The organism is Magnetospirillum sp. UT-4, assembly GCF_902729435.1.
In the GTDB taxonomy this organism is placed as follows: Bacteria; Pseudomonadota; Alphaproteobacteria; order Rhodospirillales; family Magnetospirillaceae; genus Magnetospirillum.
This window is the reverse complement of sequence record NZ_LR746521.1, coordinates 177,947-197,205: the sequence shown is the minus strand read 5'-3', so window position 1 is coordinate 197,205 and position 19,259 is coordinate 177,947. Positions and strand designations below refer to the sequence as shown.

The 19,259-nt window shown below is 69.2% G+C and carries 20 protein-coding genes; 13 read left to right on the top strand and 7 right to left on the bottom strand.

The features are described from left to right. Nucleotides 1–25: 25 nt before the first annotated feature. Genes nifX through MTBUT4_RS16080 form a run of 4 tightly spaced genes read left to right on the top strand, consistent with a single transcriptional unit; the run spans nucleotide 26 to nucleotide 1,873 of the window. Entirely contained in the window at nucleotides 26–445 is a 420-nt protein-coding gene (gene nifX, locus MTBUT4_RS16095) for a nitrogen fixation protein NifX (RefSeq protein ID WP_173980710.1), read from the top strand. A gap of 2 nt (nucleotides 446–447) precedes the next feature. Then, a complete protein-coding gene (locus MTBUT4_RS16090; RefSeq protein WP_254434890.1) occupies nucleotides 448–915 on the top strand; it encodes a NifX-associated nitrogen fixation protein in 468 nt (155 codons plus the stop codon). 27 nt (nucleotides 916–942) lie between these two features. Further along, nucleotides 943–1,242 carry a ferredoxin III, nif-specific gene (gene fdxB, locus MTBUT4_RS16085; RefSeq protein ID WP_173980709.1) on the top strand — a complete coding sequence of 100 codons (300 nt, stop codon included), beginning with the start codon at nucleotides 943–945 and terminating at the stop codon, nucleotides 1,240–1,242. A 25-nt stretch (nucleotides 1,243–1,267) separates the two neighbouring features. Beyond that, the gene (locus tag MTBUT4_RS16080; protein WP_173980708.1) at nucleotides 1,268–1,873 is read left to right on the top strand and encodes a nitrogen fixation protein NifQ; all 606 of its coding nucleotides are present in this window, start codon (nucleotides 1,268–1,270) and stop codon (nucleotides 1,871–1,873) included. A gap of 581 nt (nucleotides 1,874–2,454) precedes the next feature. Here the strand turns inward: MTBUT4_RS16080 and MTBUT4_RS16075 are convergent. Next, nucleotides 2,455–3,489 carry a CorA family divalent cation transporter gene (locus MTBUT4_RS16075; protein WP_173980707.1) on the bottom strand — a complete coding sequence of 345 codons (1,035 nt, stop codon included), beginning with the start codon at nucleotides 3,487–3,489 and terminating at the stop codon, nucleotides 2,455–2,457. A gap of 188 nt (nucleotides 3,490–3,677) precedes the next feature. Here MTBUT4_RS16075 and MTBUT4_RS16070 point away from each other — a divergent pair, with 188 nt between their 5' ends. From MTBUT4_RS16070 to nifW, 3 genes are read left to right on the top strand one after another with little or no spacing between them, the layout of a single operon-like run. Next, a complete protein-coding gene (locus MTBUT4_RS16070) occupies nucleotides 3,678–4,001 on the top strand; it encodes an iron-sulfur cluster assembly accessory protein (RefSeq protein ID WP_173980706.1) in 324 nt (107 codons plus the stop codon). A 10-nt stretch (nucleotides 4,002–4,011) separates the two neighbouring features. Next, nucleotides 4,012–5,148 carry a homocitrate synthase gene (gene nifV / locus MTBUT4_RS16065; protein ID WP_173980705.1) on the top strand — a complete coding sequence of 379 codons (1,137 nt, stop codon included), beginning with the start codon at nucleotides 4,012–4,014 and terminating at the stop codon, nucleotides 5,146–5,148. A gap of 12 nt (nucleotides 5,149–5,160) precedes the next feature. Next, nucleotides 5,161–5,496: a nitrogenase-stabilizing/protective protein NifW gene (gene nifW, locus MTBUT4_RS16060; protein WP_173980704.1), complete on the top strand. Its 336-nt coding sequence runs from the start codon at nucleotides 5,161–5,163 to the stop codon at nucleotides 5,494–5,496. Between the two features lie 60 nt (nucleotides 5,497–5,556). Here the strand turns inward: nifW and MTBUT4_RS16055 are convergent, their stop codons facing one another. After that, nucleotides 5,557–6,561, bottom strand: a complete 1,005-nt coding sequence (locus MTBUT4_RS16055) for a class 1 fructose-bisphosphatase (protein WP_173980703.1) — start codon at nucleotides 6,559–6,561, stop codon at nucleotides 5,557–5,559. 178 nt (nucleotides 6,562–6,739) lie between these two features. Here MTBUT4_RS16055 and MTBUT4_RS16050 point away from each other — a divergent pair, with 178 nt between their 5' ends. The 5 genes from MTBUT4_RS16050 to MTBUT4_RS16030 all read left to right on the top strand — a co-directional run bounded on the left by MTBUT4_RS16050 (nucleotide 6,740) and on the right by MTBUT4_RS16030 (nucleotide 11,902). Next, nucleotides 6,740–7,240, top strand: a complete 501-nt coding sequence (locus tag MTBUT4_RS16050; protein ID WP_173980702.1) for a DUF892 family protein — start codon at nucleotides 6,740–6,742, stop codon at nucleotides 7,238–7,240. Between the two features lie 31 nt (nucleotides 7,241–7,271). Continuing rightward, a complete protein-coding gene (mobA, locus tag MTBUT4_RS16045; RefSeq protein ID WP_173980701.1) occupies nucleotides 7,272–7,859 on the top strand; it encodes a molybdenum cofactor guanylyltransferase MobA in 588 nt (195 codons plus the stop codon). Between the two features lie 48 nt (nucleotides 7,860–7,907). Continuing rightward, nucleotides 7,908–9,260 carry a 30S ribosomal protein S12 methylthiotransferase RimO gene (gene rimO, locus MTBUT4_RS16040; RefSeq protein ID WP_173980700.1) on the top strand — a complete coding sequence of 451 codons (1,353 nt, stop codon included), beginning with the start codon at nucleotides 7,908–7,910 and terminating at the stop codon, nucleotides 9,258–9,260. Nucleotides 9,261–9,347: 87 nt separating this feature from the next. Then, entirely contained in the window at nucleotides 9,348–9,974 is a 627-nt protein-coding gene (locus MTBUT4_RS16035; RefSeq protein WP_173980699.1) for a hypothetical protein, read from the top strand. A 155-nt stretch (nucleotides 9,975–10,129) separates the two neighbouring features. Continuing rightward, nucleotides 10,130–11,902: a hypothetical protein gene (locus tag MTBUT4_RS16030; protein WP_173980698.1), complete on the top strand. Its 1,773-nt coding sequence runs from the start codon at nucleotides 10,130–10,132 to the stop codon at nucleotides 11,900–11,902. 1,513 nt (nucleotides 11,903–13,415) lie between these two features. Here the strand turns inward: MTBUT4_RS16030 and MTBUT4_RS16025 are convergent. From MTBUT4_RS16025 to MTBUT4_RS16005, 5 genes are all read right to left on the bottom strand, one after another. Next, the gene (locus MTBUT4_RS16025) at nucleotides 13,416–13,766 is read right to left on the bottom strand and encodes a hypothetical protein (protein WP_173980697.1); all 351 of its coding nucleotides are present in this window, start codon (nucleotides 13,764–13,766) and stop codon (nucleotides 13,416–13,418) included. Between the two features lie 72 nt (nucleotides 13,767–13,838). Next, complete coding sequence (gene modC / locus MTBUT4_RS16020) at nucleotides 13,839–14,948, bottom strand: molybdenum ABC transporter ATP-binding protein (RefSeq protein ID WP_173980696.1); 1,110 nt, start codon at nucleotides 14,946–14,948, stop codon at nucleotides 13,839–13,841. A gap of 10 nt (nucleotides 14,949–14,958) precedes the next feature. Further along, nucleotides 14,959–15,651: a molybdate ABC transporter permease subunit gene (gene modB, locus MTBUT4_RS16015; protein ID WP_173980695.1), complete on the bottom strand. Its 693-nt coding sequence runs from the start codon at nucleotides 15,649–15,651 to the stop codon at nucleotides 14,959–14,961. A gap of 7 nt (nucleotides 15,652–15,658) precedes the next feature. Beyond that, the gene (locus MTBUT4_RS16010; protein WP_173980694.1) at nucleotides 15,659–16,108 is read right to left on the bottom strand and encodes a response regulator; all 450 of its coding nucleotides are present in this window, start codon (nucleotides 16,106–16,108) and stop codon (nucleotides 15,659–15,661) included. Continuing rightward, entirely contained in the window at nucleotides 16,105–18,132 is a 2,028-nt protein-coding gene (locus MTBUT4_RS16005; RefSeq protein ID WP_173980693.1) for an ATP-binding protein, read from the bottom strand. The genes MTBUT4_RS16010 and MTBUT4_RS16005 overlap by 4 nt, the downstream gene beginning before the upstream one ends. A 98-nt stretch (nucleotides 18,133–18,230) precedes the next feature. On the opposite strand from MTBUT4_RS16005, the gene MTBUT4_RS16000 reads away from it, so the two are divergent. After that, nucleotides 18,231–19,031: an ABC transporter substrate-binding protein gene (locus tag MTBUT4_RS16000; RefSeq protein WP_173980692.1), complete on the top strand. Its 801-nt coding sequence runs from the start codon at nucleotides 18,231–18,233 to the stop codon at nucleotides 19,029–19,031. The last annotated feature ends 228 nt before the right edge of the window (nucleotides 19,032–19,259 follow it).

Here is a 19,259-nt window from a genome sequence, read left to right as displayed (position 1 = left end):
GGACCGGCCCGTGAAAGGAGGACATATGCGCGTAGCCTTTGCCACCCAGGACCGCCAGCGGGTCGATGCCCATTTCGCCAGCGCCAAGACCTTCATGTTCTACGACGTCGGCCCCGACGGCCACACCTTCCTGGAAGCCGTCCAGTTCGACAACGTGAGCCAGGAGGAAGGCAAGCACCAGGAGGACGGCGACGACCGCCTGGCCTCGAAGATCGGCGCCCTGGAGGGCACCGCCCTGCTGTTCGTGCGGGCCATCGGCGGCCCCGCCGCGGCGCGCGTGGTGCGCGCCCGCGTGCACCCCATCAAGCTGCCCGAGGACGAGCCGATCCAGACCGTGATCGACCGGGTCCGCACCATGCTGAAGACCAATCCGCCGCCGTGGCTGCGCAAGGTGGTGCGCGACGCCGAGGCCGGCCCCGAACGCTTCATCGACGACGAGGACTGACCATGCCGCTCGACATGACCGATTCCGACCGCGAAGCCCTGGCCGGCCCCTTCTTCCAGTCCCTGCTGATGCTGATGCGGGCGGAGGACCGCTCGGGCGCCATGGACAACGACAGCGACGAGGAGCTGCTGGCCCCGTTCATCGTCACCAAGGCGCAGAAGCGCGAGATGCCCATGTTCGGCGATCCCGATCCCGACATCCTGATGCGCCTGGAGCAGATCTACATGGCGGTGTGCTGGATGATCGAGAAGGAGACCGGGGCCAACGCCGCGCCGATCATGAAGGTCCACCACGAGGGCTGGGGCCGCATCGTCATCATCGCCGGCCGGCTGGTGGCGGTGAACACCCATGTCCGCGAGCTGCACCGTTTCGGCTACGAGACCTTCGCCGAGATGGAGAAGAAGGCGCTGAAGCTGGTGGAGGAAGGAATCGCCGCCATCCGCAAGTTCCCCGACGTCGCCGCCGCCTGACCCCGTTCGACCCCCAGGAGAAAGCCCATGTCCTTCGTCACCTTCACCACCCGCAACGGCACCCCGTGGACGCCCAAATACCTCACCGCCATCGACCAGGAGCTCTGCATCGGCTGCGGCCGCTGCTACAAGGTCTGCACCATGGGCGTGCTCAAGCTCATGGGCACCAACGAGGACGGCGACATGTGCGACCCGTTCGACGATGACGACGGCGAGATCGAGCGCAAGGTGATGACCATCGACAATGCCGGCAACTGCATCGGCTGCTCGTCGTGCAACGCCGTTTGCGGCACCAACGCCCAGAAGCACGAGGCGCTGGCCGCCTGAACGAATAAGAACGAGGGAGGAGGACATGGCGATCGAGACCTATCGCTGGCTGGTGGCCGGCGGCTACGGCGATCCCTTCGACCGCCACGTCTTCGCCTGCGCCCTGGCGGTGGCCATCGCCGATCCGCTGCGACCGCCGGCGGTGGCGCTGGGCCTGTCGGCGGAATGCCTGGCGGCGGTGGCCGGACGCTATTTTCCCCACGCCCCCGGCCTGCTCGCCGGCCTCGATCCCGACGAGGACGGCATGGCGGCCCAGGCCATCGAGGAGCCCGATCTGCGCTCGCTGCTGATCGCCAACGGCAGCTGCGGCTCGGTGGAGGAAGCCTGGCTGGCCCACATCATCGCGCGGCGCTCGCTGGAGCCCAACCATCTGTGGCAGGACCTGGGCCTGTCCAGCCGCGGCGATCTCGGCCAGCTGATGCGGCGCCACTTCGCCCCCCTGGCCGAAGCCAATTTCGGCGACATGAAGTGGAAGAAGTTCTTCTACCGCCAGCTCTGCCAGGCCGAGAACATCGTCATCTGCAAGTCGCCGGTGTGCGAGCAATGCGACGACTTCCGCGTCTGCTTCGGCACCGAGGACGGCGCCAGCCTGCTGGGCCACTCCCACCCCGCGGAAGTACGGCCGGTGTGATGGATCTCCCCTCCCCTTGACGGGGAGGGAGCTTTCCTTTCTTCTCCCCTCCCCTTGATGGGGAGGGGTCGGGGGCGGGGTGAATTCCGCGACGGCGCCGACGCGGTTCGCCCCCCACCCCAACCCTCCCCCGCAAGGGGGGAGGGAGCTTTTCTTTCTTCTCCCCTCCCCTTGATGGGGAGGGAGCTTTCCTTTCTTCTCCCCTCCCCTTGATGGGGAGGGGTTGGGGGCGGGGTGAGATCCGCGACACCGCCGACGCGGTTCCCCCCCCACCCCAACCCTCCCCCGCAAGGGGGGAGGGAGCTTTTCTTTCTTCTCCCCTCCCCTTGATGGGGAGGGGTTGGGGGCGGGGTGAGATCCGCGACGGCGCCGACGCGGTTCCCCCCCCCCCACCCCAACCCTCCCCCGCAAGGGAGGAGGGAACTTTTCTTTCTTCTCCCCTCCCCTTGATGGGGAGGGAGATTTCCTTTCTTCTCCCCTCCCCTTGATGGGGAGGGGTTGGGGGCGGGGTGAGTTCCGCGACGGCGCCGACGCGGTTCGCCCCCCACCCCAACCCTCCCCCGCAAGGGGGGAGGGAGATTTCAGTCCGACGATTTCCGCCGCAGGAACAGGCCCACCGCCAGGCCGGTCCCCGCCGCCGCCGCCAGGATCAGCAGGGCTGCGAACCAGGTTCCGTGCGACACCGCGCCGTTGAACGGCAGATCGCCGGTGTTCATGCCGAAGAAGCCGGTGACGAAGGTGGCCGGCAGCATCAGCACGGTGACGATGGACAGCACGAAGGTGTTGCGGCTGGTCTGCTCGGCGACCTTGGAATCCATTTCCTCGTGCAGCAGCGTCGCCCGCTGGCGCATTTCGTCGAGGTCGTCCAGGTGCAGGCCCAGGCGCTCGCTGACCTCGCGCAGGTTCAGCTTGGCGTCGTGGTTGAGCCAGGTGGCGTCGTCCTGGCGCAGCTTGAACAGGGCATCGCGCTGGGGCAGCAGGTAGCGCCGCAGGGTGACGATGCGCCGGCGCAGGTCGGTGACGGCGCCGCGCACCTCGGAGCCGGGGCCGGAACTGCCCACCGTCTCCTCCAGCTCGGACAGCTCCTCCTCCAGCGCCGAGGTCAGGTCGCCCAGGTGATCCACCACCTTGTCGGCAATGCGCGCCAGCAGGGCGCCGGTGCTGCGCGGCCCTTTGCCGGTCAGCATCTGCATGCGGAGATCGTGCAGCGCCTCCAGCGAATGGGCCTTGTCGCGCAGGGTGATGACACGCCCGGCCTCGGCCCAGATGTGCAGCGGCACCAGCTCCGCCTCGGCGCAGGTCTCGGTCTCGGTGGCGCAGCGGTTGACGCCGCGCAGCACGATCATCAGGTCGTCGTCCACCGCCTCGACCCGCGGCCGCGATTCGTCGGCCATCAGGGCCAGCGCCACCAGCCGGTCAAGGCCGGCGCGGCCGTTGAGCCAGGCCTGGGCGGCGGGATCGTCGCGTTCGAGGTGAACCCACAGGAAGCCGCGCTCCGGGCGCCACTCGTCGATCTCGTGCCAGCCCAGCTCGGTGACGCCGCCGCCCGGGGGCATCAGCATGGCGAAGCGCAGGCCCGGTTCGACCCCGGCACGGGCATCCCTGATCGTCGCCATCTCGCCCCTCCCCTTGGCACCGGGCACCCGCAAGCATTGGTCCTTACTGCGCCCTGTCGTCAAGTGTCGTGTCGCAAAACCGACAAGGAGCGCCCCTGTCGGCAGAGGAATCTCGCCTTTTCAATTCCTTGGCAACTTGGCACCGGCTTTGCTTCGTGATGGATGTCGTTTCCGTCAGGGAGGTTGCCATGCTTACCGTCACCGACCGTGCCGTCGCCGCCGTCAAGAGCGTCCGCGAGGACGAGATCCAGGGCCTGCGCATCATGGTCGCCGCCGGCGGCTGTTCGGGCCTGTCCTACAGCCTGGGCCTGGAGCCCGAGCCGCAATCCGATGATGAGGTGCTCGAATTCGACGGCCTCAAGGTCTTCGTCGATCCCGGCTCGGTGATGTGGCTGAACGGAGCGGTGATGGATTACGTCGAATCGGGCAGTTCCTCGGGCTTCACCTTCGAGAACCCCAATGCCCCGGCGAAGCGCGAGGGTGGCTGCTCCTGCTCGTCCAAGAGCTGCTAGGGGAAAATCCATGGTCGTCGTCAACGACACGACCCTGCGCGACGGCGAGCAGACTGCCGGGGTGGCTTTCCGCCTCGACGAGAAGCTGGCCATCGCCCGCGCCCTCGATCTGGCCGGCGTGCCCGAGATGGAGATCGGCATCCCGGCCATGGGCGAGGAGGAATGCGCCTCCATCCGTGCCGTCGCCGCGCTGGGGCTCCGGTCCCGCCTGATCGCCTGGTGCCGCATGCGCGAGGACGACCTGGCGGCGGCGCTGACCTGCGGCCTCGGCATGGTCAACCTGTCGATCCCGGTCTCGGACCAGCAGCTGGCCAAGAAGCTGGGCCGCGACCGCGCCTGGGCGCTGGCCCACATCCGCACCATGGTCGGCCGCGCCCGCCATGCCGGCCTCGAGGTGGCGGTGGGCGGCGAGGATTCGTCGCGCGCCGATCCCGCCTTCCTGGTCGAGGTGCTGGGCGCCTGCGAGGCCGCAGGAGCCCGGCGCTTCCGCTTCGCCGACACCTTGGGGATCATGGAGCCGTTCGCGGTCCACGACCTGTTCCGCCGCTTGCGCGCCGTCACCGCCATCGAGCTGGAGATGCACGCCCACGACGACCTCGGCCTCGCCACCGCCAATTCCCTGGCGGCGGTCAAGGGCGGGGCGACCCACGTCTCCACCACCGTCAACGGCCTGGGCGAGCGCGCCGGCAACGCGCCGCTGGAAGAGGTTGTGGTGGCCCTCGACCATCTGCACGGCATCGACACCGGCGTGGCCAAGACCAGCCTGGCCGAGGTGTCGCGGCTGGTGGCGGCGGCCTCGGGCCGGCCGGTGCCGGTCAACAAGAGCATCGTCGGCGACGCCATCTTCACCCACGAAAGCGGCATCCACGTCTCGGGCCTGCTGCGCGACCGCCGCAACTACGAAGCCCTCGATCCCGGCGAGCTGGGGCGCCGCCACACCGTGGTGCTGGGCAAACATTCCGGCCTGACCTCGGTGCTGCACGCCTATGGCGAGCTGGGCCTGCATCCCGGCGTGCCCGAGGCCCGCAAGGTGCTGGCCCGGGTGCGCGCCCATGCCCTGGCGACCAAGCGCTCGCCCTCGCCCACCGAATTGCTGCTGTTCCTGGCCGAGGCGGGCGGCCTGCCCGCCACCGCCTCCCTCAACTGAAAGGACCTGCCCATGTGCACCCCGTCCCTGTGCAAGCCCGCCGAAGGCAGCTTCCTGCACGGCCTGGGCCAGCTGTCCACCGCCGAGGACTTCTTCCAGGCGCTGGGCCTGCCCTTCGATCAGAAGGTGGTCAGCGTCAGCCGCCTGCACATCCTGAAGCGCTTCCACGACCTGCTCGACATTCCGGCGCTCACCCCGCTGGACGAGGCGGCCCAGCGCACCGCCTGCCGCGCCGCGCTGGAGACCGCCTACCAGGAATTCGCGGCGGGCGGCGGCACCAAGACCTTCAAGGTGTTCCAGGGCGCGACCATGGGGTTCGTGCCGCTGGGATCGCTGACCGGGCGCTGAGACCAAACGAAAACGGCGGGAAGAAACCTTCCCGCCGTCGCCACCCGGAACCGGGGAACCTTACTTCTTGTCGCCGTGATACTGGACGATGCGCTCGACCTCGTTGCGCGAGCCCAGGATCACCGGCACCCGCTGGTGCAGGCCGGTGGGCTGCAGTTCCATGATCCGCTGGGTGCCGGTGGTGGCCATGCCGCCCGCCTGCTCGATGATGAAGGCCATCGGGTTGGCCTCGTACATCAGGCGCAGCTTGCCGCCCTTGGCCTTGTTCTCGGCATCGGCGGGGTACATGAAGACGCCGCCGCGGACCAGGATGCGGTGGACTTCCGCCACCATCGAGGCCACCCAGCGCATGTTGAAGTCCTTGCCGCGCGGGCCTTCCTTGCCGGCCAGGCACTCGTCCACGTAGCGCCGCACCGGCGGCTCCCAGAACCGCATGCGCGAGGCGTTGATGGCGAATTCCTTGGTGTCGGCGGGAACGGTCATGTTCCTGTGGGTGAGGAAGAACATGCCGACGTCGCGGTTCAGGGTGTAGCCGTGGACGCCATTGCCGGTGGTCAGCACCAGCATGGTCGATGAGCCGTAGAGGGCGTAGCCGGCGGCGACCTGCTTGACGCCCGGCTGCAGGAAGGCATCGGCCGAATTGGGGCTGGCACCGTCGGGCAGGCGCAGGATCGAGAAGATCGAACCCACCGAGATGTTGATGTCGATGTTGGACGAGCCGTCGAGCGGATCGAACAGCAGCAGGTAGCGGCCGTCGGCCGACCCCTTGACCGCGTGGACGTCCTCAAGCTCTTCGGACGCCATGCCGGCATAGTTGCCGCCCAGCGCGTTCATGTGCAGGAAGATGTCGTTGGCGAGGACGTCGAGCTTCTTCTGCTCCTCGCCCTGCACGTTCTCGCTGCCGGCCACGCCGAGATTGCCGACCAGGGCGCCCTGGTTGACCTCGTGCGCCACCATCTTGCAGGCGGTCAGGATGTCGGTCATCAGGGCGGTGAAGGAGCCGGACCCGCCGAGACGGCGCTGTTCGTCCAGCAGGTTGTGCGAAAGAGTCGTCCGTCTGTACATCGTTCCCCCTGGGGATTGGTCTTTGTTGCGCGCCCGCGCTTTGGCGCCAAGTGGTAGCCCACTCTTCTTCCCGATGCAATCGCCGTGCGCCGCCGGCCGCCCGATTCCGCCCCTGGGGGAACGCGCCGCCCGCCTCGGGTGTTGCTCATCCTTGCAGGACAGCTTCAGGAGATCTCCCATGCCCGGAACCAAGGATATCCTCATCGACTGGCTGCGCGACGCCCATGCCATGGAGCGCGCGTCCATCGACAACCTGGAACGCCAGGTGAGCCGCCTCGACGAGTACCCCGAACTCAAGGCCAAGCTGGAGGAACAGCTGACCCTGAGCCGCGACCAGGAGGACCGCCTGGACGACGCCCTGGACGCCATGGGGGCGGACAAGTCGCTGATCAAGGACGCCGTCACCCGCTTCGCCGGCCGCGCCCAGGCGATGATGGCCGGCGCCGCCGATGACGAGGTGGTCAAGCAGGCCACCACCACCCTGGCCTACGAGGAATGGGAAATCGCCAATTTCCGCGCCCTCGCCACCGCCTGCCAGGTGGGCGGCGAGGCCGAGATGGCCACCATGTTCGAGGAAATGGCCGAGGAGAAGGAGGAGATCGCCGACTGGCTGGCCGACGCCATCCCCGACATCACGCGGCGCTACCTGATGCGCCAGTCGGGCGGCGCTGCGGCTTGACACATGTCCGCCGCGCCGTACCCTGGCGGGCATGGTCGAGCGCGGGCACATTCTCGGACTGGTTCTGGCCGGCGGTCTGTCGCGGCGGATGGGCGGGGCCGACAAGGCCCTGCTGCCGCTGGCCGGAACCGCCATGCTGGAGCGGGTGATCGCCCGGCTGCGGCCGCAGGTGGGCGCCTTGGTGCTCAACAGCAATGCCGATACCCCGCCGGCGGCCGGTCTGGAGATGGTCGCCGATGCCCTGCCCGGCCGCGGCGGCCCCATGGTGGGGGTGCTGACCGGGCTCGAGCTGGCCGCCGCGCGGGGTTATTCCTGGCTGGCGACGGCGCCCTGCGACAGCCCGCTGCTGCCCGCCGATCTGGTGGCGCGGCTGGCGGCGGGCGACGGCATGGCGGTGGCCGCCTCGGGCGGGCGCGTCCACCCGGTCTTCGCCCTGTGGCCGGTGGCTCATGGCCCCCGGCTGCGGCGGATGCTGGAGGCGGGCGAGCGCAAGGCCGGCCTGATCCTCGACCGCTTCGGCCCGGTGGTGGTCGAATGGCCGGCGGAACCGCTCGATCCCTTCGCCAACGTCAACACGCCGGCCGACGCCGCCCGCGTCGAGGCCCTGCTCTCCCCTTGAACGCGGCCCGGTTTGGGCGTAGGAAGGCCGCGCCTTCGAGGGAGATGAATGGTGTCAGTTCCGAAAGTCGGCATCGTCAGCCTCGGCTGCGCCAAGGCGCTGGTGGATTCCGAGCGCATCCTGACCCGCCTGCGGGCCGAGGGCTACGACATCTCGGGCACCTACGACGGCGCCGACGTGGTCATCGTCAACACCTGCGGCTTCCTCGATTCCGCCCGCGCCGAATCGCTGGAGGCCATCGGCGAGGCCATGGCCGAGAACGGCCGCGTCATCGTCACCGGCTGCATGGGCATCGACGAGGCCGCCATCCGCCAGGTCCATGCCGGCGTGCTGGCGGTGACCGGGCCGCACCAGTACGAGCAGGTGGTGGCCGCCGTCCACGAGGCGGTGCCGCCGCTGGCCGACCCGCTGCAATCGCTGGTGCCGCCGGAGGGGCTGCACCTCACCCCGGCGCATTACGCCTATCTGAAGATTTCCGAGGGCTGCAACCACCGCTGCAGCTTCTGCATCATCCCCTCCATCCGCGGCGATCTGGCCAGCCGCCCGGCCGCCGACGTGCTGGAGGAGGCCGAGCGCCTGGCCATGGCCGGGGTCCGGGAAGTGCTGGTGATCAGCCAGGACACCGGCGCCTACGGCCTCGACCTGCGCCACGCCGCCAGTTCCTGGCACGGCCGCCCGGTCAAGGCGCGGCTCACCGAGCTGGCTTCGGCGCTGGGTGATCTCGGGGTGTGGGTGCGGCTGCACTACGTCTACCCCTATCCCCATGTGCACGAGGTCATCCCGCTGATGGCCGAGGGCAAGCTGCTGCCCTACCTGGACATCCCGTTCCAGCACGCCCATCCGCGGGTGCTGAAATCCATGCGCCGCCCCGCCGACCACGAGCGCCTGCTGGAGCGCATCCGCGGCTGGCGCGACATCTGCCCCGACCTCGCCATCCGCTCCACCTTCATCGTCGGCTTCCCCGGCGAGACCGAGGAGGAGTTCGAATTCCTGCTCGACTGGCTGGAGGAGGCGCAGCTCGACCGTGTCGGCTGCTTCAAGTACGAGGACGTCAAGGGCGCCGCCGCCAATGCCCTGCCCCAGGTCGACGAGGACGAGAAGGAAGAGCGCTACAACCGCCTGATGGAGGTGGCGCGCCAGGTGTCGCACCAGCGCGGCCAGGCCAAGGTCGGCCGCACCATCGAGGTGCTGGTGGACGAAATCGACGACGAGGGCGCCTACGGACGCTCGTCGGCCGACAGTCCCGAGGTGGACGGCTGCGTCTTCATGGACGCGCCGGACGGGCTGGCCCCCGGCGACCTGGTGCTGGCCGAGATCGAGCACGCCGAGGATCACGACCTATGGGGCCGCGTGGTCGGCCCCGCCCCCGCCCGTCCCCGCCCCGGTCCCCGCCTCGGCTGACCTACCCCCTTTGCGGCAGTGACAGGGGTACCCCGGTTCGGACAACCTACCTCCGTTGGCATGACACCTGGGAGGAAGGTCCCCGCCATGGTCCAGATGGTCAATCTCACCGGCGCCGATCGCGCCACCGTCACCGGCATGGTGGACCGTTTCCGCCAGGACAGCTTTCACCTGGACGAACTGTCCCGCATCGAGCGCGCCCACCTGCCCGGCTACAACGGCAAGGTCGAGCCGGTGCGGGTCGGCGACGGCCTCGACATGACCATGTACCTGGCCTGCACCAACCCCTTCACCGTCGCCCACGAACTGGCGCACGTGTCGGACATCTCGGTGCGGCGCGAGGAGACCTTCGCCAATCTCAGCCTGTCCATGCCCGCCCACTGGCACCTGGCCCACCGCATGTCGTCCGAGTACTACGCCAACCGCGTCGCCTGCGCCTATGTCGAAGAGGGCGACGTCCTGGGCGCCTTCCGCAACGACGCCGCCGGCCTGCGCGGCGCCGTCGCCCGCAGCGACTGGGCCGACGCGATGATTCACTATGCCCTGCTGCTGGGCATCCTGCACGGCAACGAACGGCCCGACTGCGACCCCCTCAAGCTGGTTCCGGGCGTCGAGCTGCCGGGCATCGTCGCCGATGGCCTGAGCGGTTTCCGCGACCGCGCGGCGGAGTTCTTCGACGGCTACCGCGAGGACGCTCCCGCCCTGGCGGCCTGAGGCACCATTACCTTCGTCCATTAACCTTCAGGTAATTTTCTGAACAGAGACAATCCGTTGGCGCATTTTGTTGCAGTCGCATCTTGCGGGAAGACTTGTAACTCATTGACGGCGGAGGCATAGTGGGGGCTTCCAGTTAGGGCTCGGGCTGTGCCATGACGTTCAGGATCATCACCGGCAATCCCCCCGGCAAGGCGCAGGGCGCCAGGGCCGACGCACCCGCCAGGACGGCGGAGGGGCTTGCCGTCCCGCTCGACTCGCCGCCGCCCGCGCTGCGCTCCCCGCGCCCGGTCCTCGCCGAGCCCGATCCCGCCGTCGCCCCGCTGATCGACCGGCTGGAGGCGCTGTCCTTCACCTTCGAGGCGCTCAACGCCAGCAGCCGCACCTATGCCGCCGAGGCGGTGCTGGAGACCCTGGCGCGCATGGAGCGCCGCGACCTCCAGGCGCTGGCCGCCATCGAGGCCTTCGCCAGCGCGCTGAAGACCGTCAGCCAGCATCTGGCCGGGTTGCGCAACGCCATCCAGTCCTCGGCCCAGGACACCGCCGCCGGCTTCGACCACGTTTCGGACCGCCTGAACCGCCTCGAGCAGAAGACCGGCACCATCGCCGACAACGACGAGGCGGTCGAGCTGCTGTCGACCATCAGCGAGCGGCTGACCACCATCGACGCCCGCACCGCCGCCGCGCCGGCGACCCCGGCCATCGACCTCGCCCCGTTCACCGACCTGATGGAGACCATCTCCCGCCGGCTGTCGCAGGTGGAGGACAAGGTCGGCCGCGTCACCGCCGCCGACGGCTCGCTGGTGACCCTGCTGGAAACCGTGGCCCGCCGCGTGTCGCGGGTCGAGGACAAGGTCGGCCGCATCGACAACGGCGACACCCCCATCGCCACCCTGCTGGAAACCATCGCCCGGCGGGTGTCGCGGGTCGAAAGCCGGATCGAGGCGGCGCCCGCGCCGGCCCCCGTCGATCTGTCGCCCGCCACCGCCGCCATCGAGGCGCTGGGCCGCCGGCTCGCCCAGATCGAAACCAAGGTGGACGAGGTTCCCCGCCCGACCGATCTCGGCCCCGTCAACGAGACCCTTGAGGCCATCGTGCGCCGGCTGTCGCGGGTCGAGGACAAGATCGACGATGCCCCGGCGCCGCTGCCGGTCGATCTGGGCCCCACCACCGCCACCCTGGACACCATCGCCCGGCGCCTGGCCCGCGTGGAAACCAAGATCGAGGAGGCGCCGGCGCCGCAAACCATCGATTTCGGCCCCACCACCGAGGCTCTGGAGGCCATCGCCCGGCGGGTGTCGCGCATCGAGCGCCGGATCGAGGACATGCCGGTCGCCATCCCGCAGACGCCGATCGACGTCACCCCCATCAACAGCGCCCTGGAAACCATCGCCAAGCGCGTCACCCGCATCGAGCGCCGGGTCGAGGAGCCGCCGGTGTTCCCCAATATCGAACTGGATGCCTCGCCCATCAACGAGGCCCTGGACGCCATGACCGGCCGCCTCGCCACCCTTGAAGCCCGCATCGAGTCCGGGGCCAACGGCGAATCCATCGCCGCCTGCCTGCTGGCGGTGGATCGCCGGCTGTCGCGCATGGAAGCCGGACTGGGCATGGACATCGCCCCGGTGCCGGCCTTCGAGCCGCCCCAGGTGGCGGCCGATCCGATCCCGGTCGCCATCGCCCCGCCGCCTGTCGCGCCTCCGACTCCCGCCGCGCCTCCGGCTCCCGCCGCGCCGCCACCGGTCGCCGCCGTCCCTGCTCCCGCCCCGATGCCGGTTGCGGCCGCGCCGGTGCAAGCAGAGCCGGTGCCGCCCATGCCGAGTCCGCCGATCCCCCCGGCTCCGTCCATCGACGGCAGCGATGGCGGCGGATCGGGCAAGCGCGTCGATCAGCTGCTGGAGCAGGTCTTCCGCGTCCTGTCACGCTGACCGCGGCCCTCAGACGCTGGGGTGCCGCCCCCAGCACCATCCTCTTCCGTCGTTCCCGCAAAGGCGGGAACCCAGGAGTCGCGGACAAGCTGGCGGTGCCCCCCCTGGGTCCCCGCCTGCGCGGGGACGACGGTTATTGTGCGCGGCGGGGGAATAACCATAGAGACACAGAGAAGTCACAGAGAAGGGTTTCTTTTCTCTGTGGCTTCTTCGTGCCCTTCGTGTCTTCGTGGTGAATCCATCCTCCCTGGCAGGCCCGAGGTCTACACGAACCCCGCCAGATCGGCCGGCAGGCCCCGCCCCCGCCGGCCCCGCCGATCCCCCCGGCTCCGTCGGTGGACGGAACCGACGGCATCGGCTCGGGCAAGCGCGTCGACCAATTGCTGGAACAGGTCTTCCGCGTCCTGTCACGCTGACCGCGCACTCAGACGCTGGGGTGCCGCCCCCAGCACCATCCTCTTCCGTCGTTCCCGCAAAGGCGGGAACCCAGGAAGCTGGCGGTGCCGCCCCTGGGTCCCCGCCTGCGCGGGGACGACGGTTATTGTGCGCGGCGGGGGAATAACCACAGAGACACAGAGACACAGAGAACGGTTTTTTCCCTCTGTGCCTTCTTCGTGCCCTTCGTGTCTTCGTGGTGAATCCATCCTCCCTGGCAGGCCCGAGGTCTACACGAACCCCGCCAGATCGGCCGGCAGGGCCAGCCCCCGCCGGCCCCGCCGATCCCCCCGGCTCCGTCCGTCGACGGCAGCGATGGCGGCGGATCGGGCAAGCGCGTCGACCAGCTGCTGGAGCAGGTCTTCCGCGTCCTGTCACGCTGACCGCGGCCCTCAGACGCTGGGGTGCCGCCCCCAGCACCATCCTCTTCCGTCGTTCCCGCGAAGGCGGGAACCCAGGAGTCGCGAACAAGCTGGCGGTGCCCCCCCTGGGTCCCCGCCTGCGCGGGGACGACGGTTATTGTGCGCGGCGGGGGAATAACCACAGAGACACAGAGACACAGAGAAGTCACAGAGAACGGTTTTTTCCCTCTGTGCCTTCTTCGTGCCCTTCGTGTCTTCGTGGTGAATCCATCCTCCCTGGCAGGCCCGAGGTCTACACGAACCCCGCCAGATCGGCCGGCAGGCCCCGCCCCCGCCGGCCCCGCCGATCCCCCCGGCTCCGTCGGTGGACGGAACCGATGGCGGCGGATCGGGCAAGCGCGTCGACCAGCTGCTGGAGCAGGTCTTCCGCGTCCTGTCACGCTGACCGCGGCCCTCAGACGCTGGGGTGCCGCCCCCAGCACCATCCTCTTCCGTCGTTCCCGCGAAGGCGGGAACCCAGGAGTCGCAGACAAGCTGGCGGTGCCCCCCCTGGGTCCCCGCCTGCGCGGGGACGACGGTTATTGTGCGCGGCGGGGGAATAACCACAGAGACACAGAGGCACAGAGAAGTCACAGAGAACGGTTTTTTCCCTCTGTGCCTTCTTCGTGCCCTTCGTGTCTTCGTGGTGAATCCATCCTCCCTGGCAGGCCCGAGGTCTACACGAACCCCGCCAGATCGGCCGGCAGGGCCAGCCCCTTGTCGCGGCAGGCGGCCAGCATGCGGCGTTCCAGGGCGTCGACGGTGCCGTCCTTCAGCAGCCGGCTGCGCAGCCAGTCCCAGCGCTCGCCCTCGGACAGGTAGGCGACCAGGCTGTCGATGAACAGGGCCTCGAAGCTGGCGGCGTGGTCCTCGCCGCTGAGAACGGTGTTGAGGTCGAGCAGCAACCCCGCCTCGTCCTCGCCCAGGCCGTAGCGGGCGAAAACGTCCTTCAGCAGCTTGACCTCGCCGTCCGAGATGCTGCCATCCTCGTAGATGTGCCGCTTCAGATCACTGAGTTCTTCGCGCATCCCTGCCTCCCGTTGCATACCGGGGAATATTGAGAAAGGGCCGCCTTGCGCACAAGGGCAAACTTGCCGCTTCTATTTGCCCGGGCTGGACTCGGGACGGCCGGCGACGTCGCCGCGGGAGATGGTCACCGCCTTGATCAGGGCATGGACCCGCATGCCCTTCACCAGTTGCAGCTGCGCCTGGGCATGGGCGGTGATCTGGGCCCATAGCGAAGTGCCGCCGCAGTCGAGCATGACGTCCACCAGGTGGCCTTCGGCCAGTCCGGCCGAGCGCACCACCGCCGGCAGGACGTTGCGGACGCTCACCCGCGCCGGCGCCTCGACGGCGATGGCGATGTCGCGGGCATGGACGCGCACGCGCACGGTGGTTCCCACCGCCTGGTCGCAGCGCGCCACCACCAGGGTTCCGCCCGAGAAGGCCAGGCGCGAGATGCCGTAGGCGGAATCGTGGCCGGCCACCGTCGCGGTGATGACCGCCCCGGCGTCGTAGCGGCCGGTCAGCGGGCGCAGGTCGGGGTTGGACAGCAGGTCCTCGACCGGCCCCACCGCGGCCGCCCGCCCCCCATCCATCAGGACCAGGGTGTCGGCCAGCCGCAGCACCTCGTCCATGGCGTGGCTGACGTAGAGGATGGGCACCTGGAAGCGCCGCGACAGCTGGGCGATGAAGGGCAGCAGTTCCGCCTTGCGCTGGGTGTCGAGCGCCGCCAGCGGCTCGTCCATCAGCAGCACCTGCGGCGAGGCCAGCAGGGCGCGGCCGATGGCCACGCGCTGCTTCTCGCCGCCCGACAGACGGGCCGGCCGGCGATCCAGCAGATGGCCGATGCCGAGCACGCCGACCACGTCGTCCCAACGCACGGACCGCTCGGCCGGGGCCAGCAGCCGCATGCCGAATTCCAGGTTGGCCCTGACCGAGAGATGGGGGAACAGGCGCGGCTCCTGGAACACGTAGCCGAGGCGGCGCCGTTCCGGGGCAAGGTCGATGCCGGCCCGGGAATCGAACAGCACCCGCCCGTCGGCGACGATGCGTCCCGAATCGGGGCGCGCCAGACCGGCCACCATGTTGATCACCGAGGTCTTGCCCGAGCCGGAACGGCCGAACAGTGCGGTCACACCGCTTCCGGCGACCAGGTCGACGTCCACCTTGAAGGCGCCCTGCAGACGGGAGGCGGCGATCTCCAGCATGGCCGGCGCCTCAGCCCCTGAGGCGGGCCTGGACCCGCCGCGACAGCACTTCCGAGGCCAGCAGCGCCAGGAACGCCACCGCCACCGAAATCAGGCACAGCCGCATCGCCGCCTCGTCACCGCCGGGCAGCTGGGTCAGGGCGTACAGGGCGATGGGCAGCGTGCGGGTCTCGCCCGGGATGTTGGAGACGAAGGTGATGGTGGCGCCGAACTCGGACAGCGAGCGGGCGAAGCACAGGATCATGCCGGTCAGGATACCCGGCAGCACCAGCGGCAGGGTGACGGTGGCGAAGGTGCGGACGGGGCCGCAGCCCAGGGTGCGGGCGGCCTGCTCGAGGCCGCGATCGACCCCCTCCAGCGACAGGCGGATGGCGCGCACCATCAGCGGAAACGCCACCACCGCCGAGGCGATGGCCGCCCCCTTCCAGGTGAAGGCGACGGTAACGCCGAACCAGTCGTACAACCAGGCCCCCACCGGGCCGCGGCGGCCCAGGGTGACCAGCAGGAAATAGCCCACCACCACCGGCGGCAGCACCAGTGGCAGGTGGATGATGCCGTCCACCAGCGACTTGCCGGGAAATTCGCGCCGCGCCAGCAGCCAGGCGAACAGCACGCCGAAGGGCAACGAGCCGGCGACCGCCCAGCCCGACACCAGCAGGGACAGGGTCAAAGCCTCCCGTTCCAGTTCCGTCAGCGTGAACATGGCCGGGTCAGCGGCGTTCGGGCAGCCGCACCACCGAGAACCAATAGTCCTCGAACTGGCGGATCTCGTTGCGGAAGCGGTCGATGTCGACCGGCTTGACCAGATACCCCGCCGCCCCCATGCGGTACGAGGCGACGGTGTCGCGTTCCACGTCCGAGGTGGTCAGGACCACCACCGGAATGGAGCGCAGGCCTTCGTCCTTCTTGATCGCCGCCAGGAACTCGCGGCCATCCATGCGCGGCATGTTGAGGTCGAGCAGGATCACGTCGGGCCGCGGCGCCGATTGGAATCTGTCCCCCACGCGGCGGAGGAACTCGAACGCCTCGACGCCGTCGCGCACCATGTGGAAATCGACGTTGAAGTCGTTGCCGGCAAAGGCCAGGCGGACGAGATGGGCATCGGCGGGGTCGTCCTCGACCAGCAGAAGAACGTATTTCCGTGCGGTGTCGCGGTTCATTCCGGCCCTTCCCCTGACGGAACGCGGAACACCACCGTGGTTCCGCCCCCGGGAGTATCCTCGATCCAAACCTTCCCGTCGCGATTTTCCACGATCCGACGCACAATGGCCAGCCCGATCCCGGTGCCCGCGACGCCCGATTCCACCTGAAGGCGTTCGAACACCCGGAACACCCGCTCGCGATATTCCGCCGGGATGCCGATGCCGTCGTCGGCGACCATGTAGCGGGCGGTCTCGCCGTCGCTTTCGCCCCATATCCGGACCACCACCTCCCCCCCCGGGCAGGCATGCTCGACGGCGTTGCCGATCAGGATGGCGAAGATGTCGGTCAGCCGCTGGGGATCGACCCGCACCGGCGGCAGCGCCCCCGTCTCCACCACCGCGCGCCCGGGTGACAGCCGCTCCAGCGCGCCCTTCACGGCCGAGGCGGCGTCGGCCACGGCCGGGTCGGCATCGCCCTGGCCGGCGGCAAGGTAGAGCTGCACGTCCCGCAGCAACTCGCGCAGCCGCCGCGCCTGCATCTCGATGAAGTCGAGGGTGCTGGCGGTCTCGCCGGCATTGCCGGCCTCCACATGCTTGCGCAGGATCTGGGCGAAGCTGACCAGCCGGCGGGCCGGCTCCTGCAGATGATGCGCGGAAACCTCGGCGAAGCGCTGGAGGTCGGCATTGGCCCGCGACAGCTTGGCGATCAGCCGCTCCTGCTCCAGCTTGGCCTCGCGCACCGCGGTGATGTCGTTCATCACCCCGATGTAGTGGGTGACCCGGCCGGAGGCGTCGCGCACCGCCGAGATGGTCGAGGACACCGCCAGGGTCTCGCCGTCCTTGCGCCGGTTGACGAATTCCCCGGTCCAGGCGGCGCCACTGCTGATGCACTGCCACAGGTCGCGATAGGTCTCCGGCGGCGTGGCGCCGCTGTTGAAGATGCGCGGATTGGCCCCGATCAGTTCCTCGGGCGCATAGCCCAGCAAGGGCCTGACGGCAGGATTGGCGTAGTCGATGACGCCGTTGGCATCGGTGATGAGGACCACCATGGGTGACTGCTCGATGGCCTGGAACAGCAGCCGGACCTGGTTCTGCAAAGCGACCCGCTGCATGGTGTCGCGGACCAGCAGGACGATCGCCGCCAGCAGCATCAAGGTGGCGCCGGTCAGCACCCAGACCATGATCCGGTTGCGGCCGCCCCAGCCGTCGAGGACGTCGCGGTGCGAGACCTGGATGACCACGCCCAGCGGATAGCGGGCCGACAGCCGGGTCGCCGACGATGCAACGGCGAGGGTGCGGGTGAAGGCTTCGTCACCCGAGGACGCGGCCACATCCGCCAAACTTGTCCCCGGTCTCAGGACCTCGCGCGAGGACACCAGCGGGTCGCCGGCGATCCGGAACAGGCCCCAGCGTCCGCGCTCGCCGGGACCCACGTCCTCGAAGAAGCCGGCCAGGTACGAGGCGTTGAGCGCCGCCACCAGAACCAGATCCCCGCCCTGATCGACGTTGACGGCGACCGGGACCAGGCTGCGTTCGGCGGCGGTGGCCGTCTGGCCCTTGAGCGGCAGGAACCGCGAGGGAACGGCGCCGCCGATGCGCAGGCCCAGGTTGAGGCCGCCGGAACCGGGCGGCGGCAGATCGAGCGCCGCGACGTCGATCTCGACACCCTCGCGGCCGTTGCTGTCCACCAGCACCCTGTCGCCCTTGAGCAGGACCACCTGGCGGAGCTGCGGGGCGAAACGGATCGCCTCGCGGATCCGCCTGCGGGTCAGGTCGAGCCCGCCGCCCATGTCGGCGCGAATCTCCTGGGCGATGGTCACCAGCGTGAGTTCGGCCGATTCCAGGGTGCGGGTCAGCCCGCGTTCGACCACCCGGGCCGAAACCACGGTGCGGGCGTCGGCCTCGGCCACCGCCTGCTCCAGGCTGGCCAGCAGCGCCACCCCCAGCAATCCCACCGATATCACCGCCACCAGCAGCGCCAGCATCAGCGTGGCGCGGGGGACCACCGGCTGGTCGAGGGGACGTCCGGGAGCGAAGCTCATATCGCGACAGCCCCCGCCGCAAACGAAAAGAAGCTTGAAACCGCGGCCGGATCGGCGATCATCGTGCGGGGTTCCGCCAACGCGGAGATGGATGGATCATGAAAGCGATTGCACTGACGTTGGCGGCATCCGTTCTTGCGGCGATGCTGTTCGTTCCCGGCCAAGCCGCAGCCGCCGACCGCGCCGCCGAGGTCAAGGCCCGCGGCGAGGTCCGCGTCTGCATCTGGCCCGACTATTTCGCCATCAGCTACCGCAACCCGCGCACCGGCGAGCTCGAAGGCATCGACATCGACATGGCCCGGGCCTTCGCCGACGGCCTGGGCGTCAAGGCCGCCTTCATCGACAGTTCCTTCGCCAAGCTGGTCGAGAACATGACCAACGGCACCTGCGACGTCGCCATGCACGCCGTCGGCATCCGCCCCGATCGGGCCGAGCACATGGATTTCACCCGCCCTCATCTGATCAGCGGCATCTACGCGGTCGGCATGAAGGCCAACCACGGCATCGCCGGTTGGGCCGACATCGACAAGGCCGGGCATGTGGTGGTGGTGCAGAAGGGCACTTACATGGAACCGGTGATGCGCTCGGCGCTCAAGGCGGCCGAATTGCGGGTGGTCGACGACTTCAAGGCGCGCGAGCAGGAGGTCCAGAGCGGCCGCGCCGACGTCTTCATGACCGACTTCCCCTACGGCCGCCGCATGGCGGCGCTGACCGACTGGGCCAAGCTGATCGAACCGCCGCAGCCGGTGGCGCCCACGCCCTATGCCTATGCCGTTCCCAAGGGGGATGGCGCCTGGCTGGCCGTGGTCGATGGCTTCGTCGCCGCGACCAAGGCCGACGGACGCCTGAAGGCCTTCGCCGCGCGCCACGGATTGGGCCCAATCGTCGCCGCCGAATGAGGTCCTCGACTGTTCTGCCCCTGCGTGACGCACGGTCCGTACTGGCTCCCGCTTCCCAACTCCAATGACTTTGGTATTAGCACCTCCCTACCGGCAAGTCTTCCCCCTTGCCGGAAGGGCTGGGCCTGTTGGCCAGCATATACGAAGGTGTGGCCGCTCGGCCACAGGCGGAGAAAGTCTCGGTCGCCCTGCCCAGCCGCCAGTGGCCATGGGCATCGGTCTTCGGTA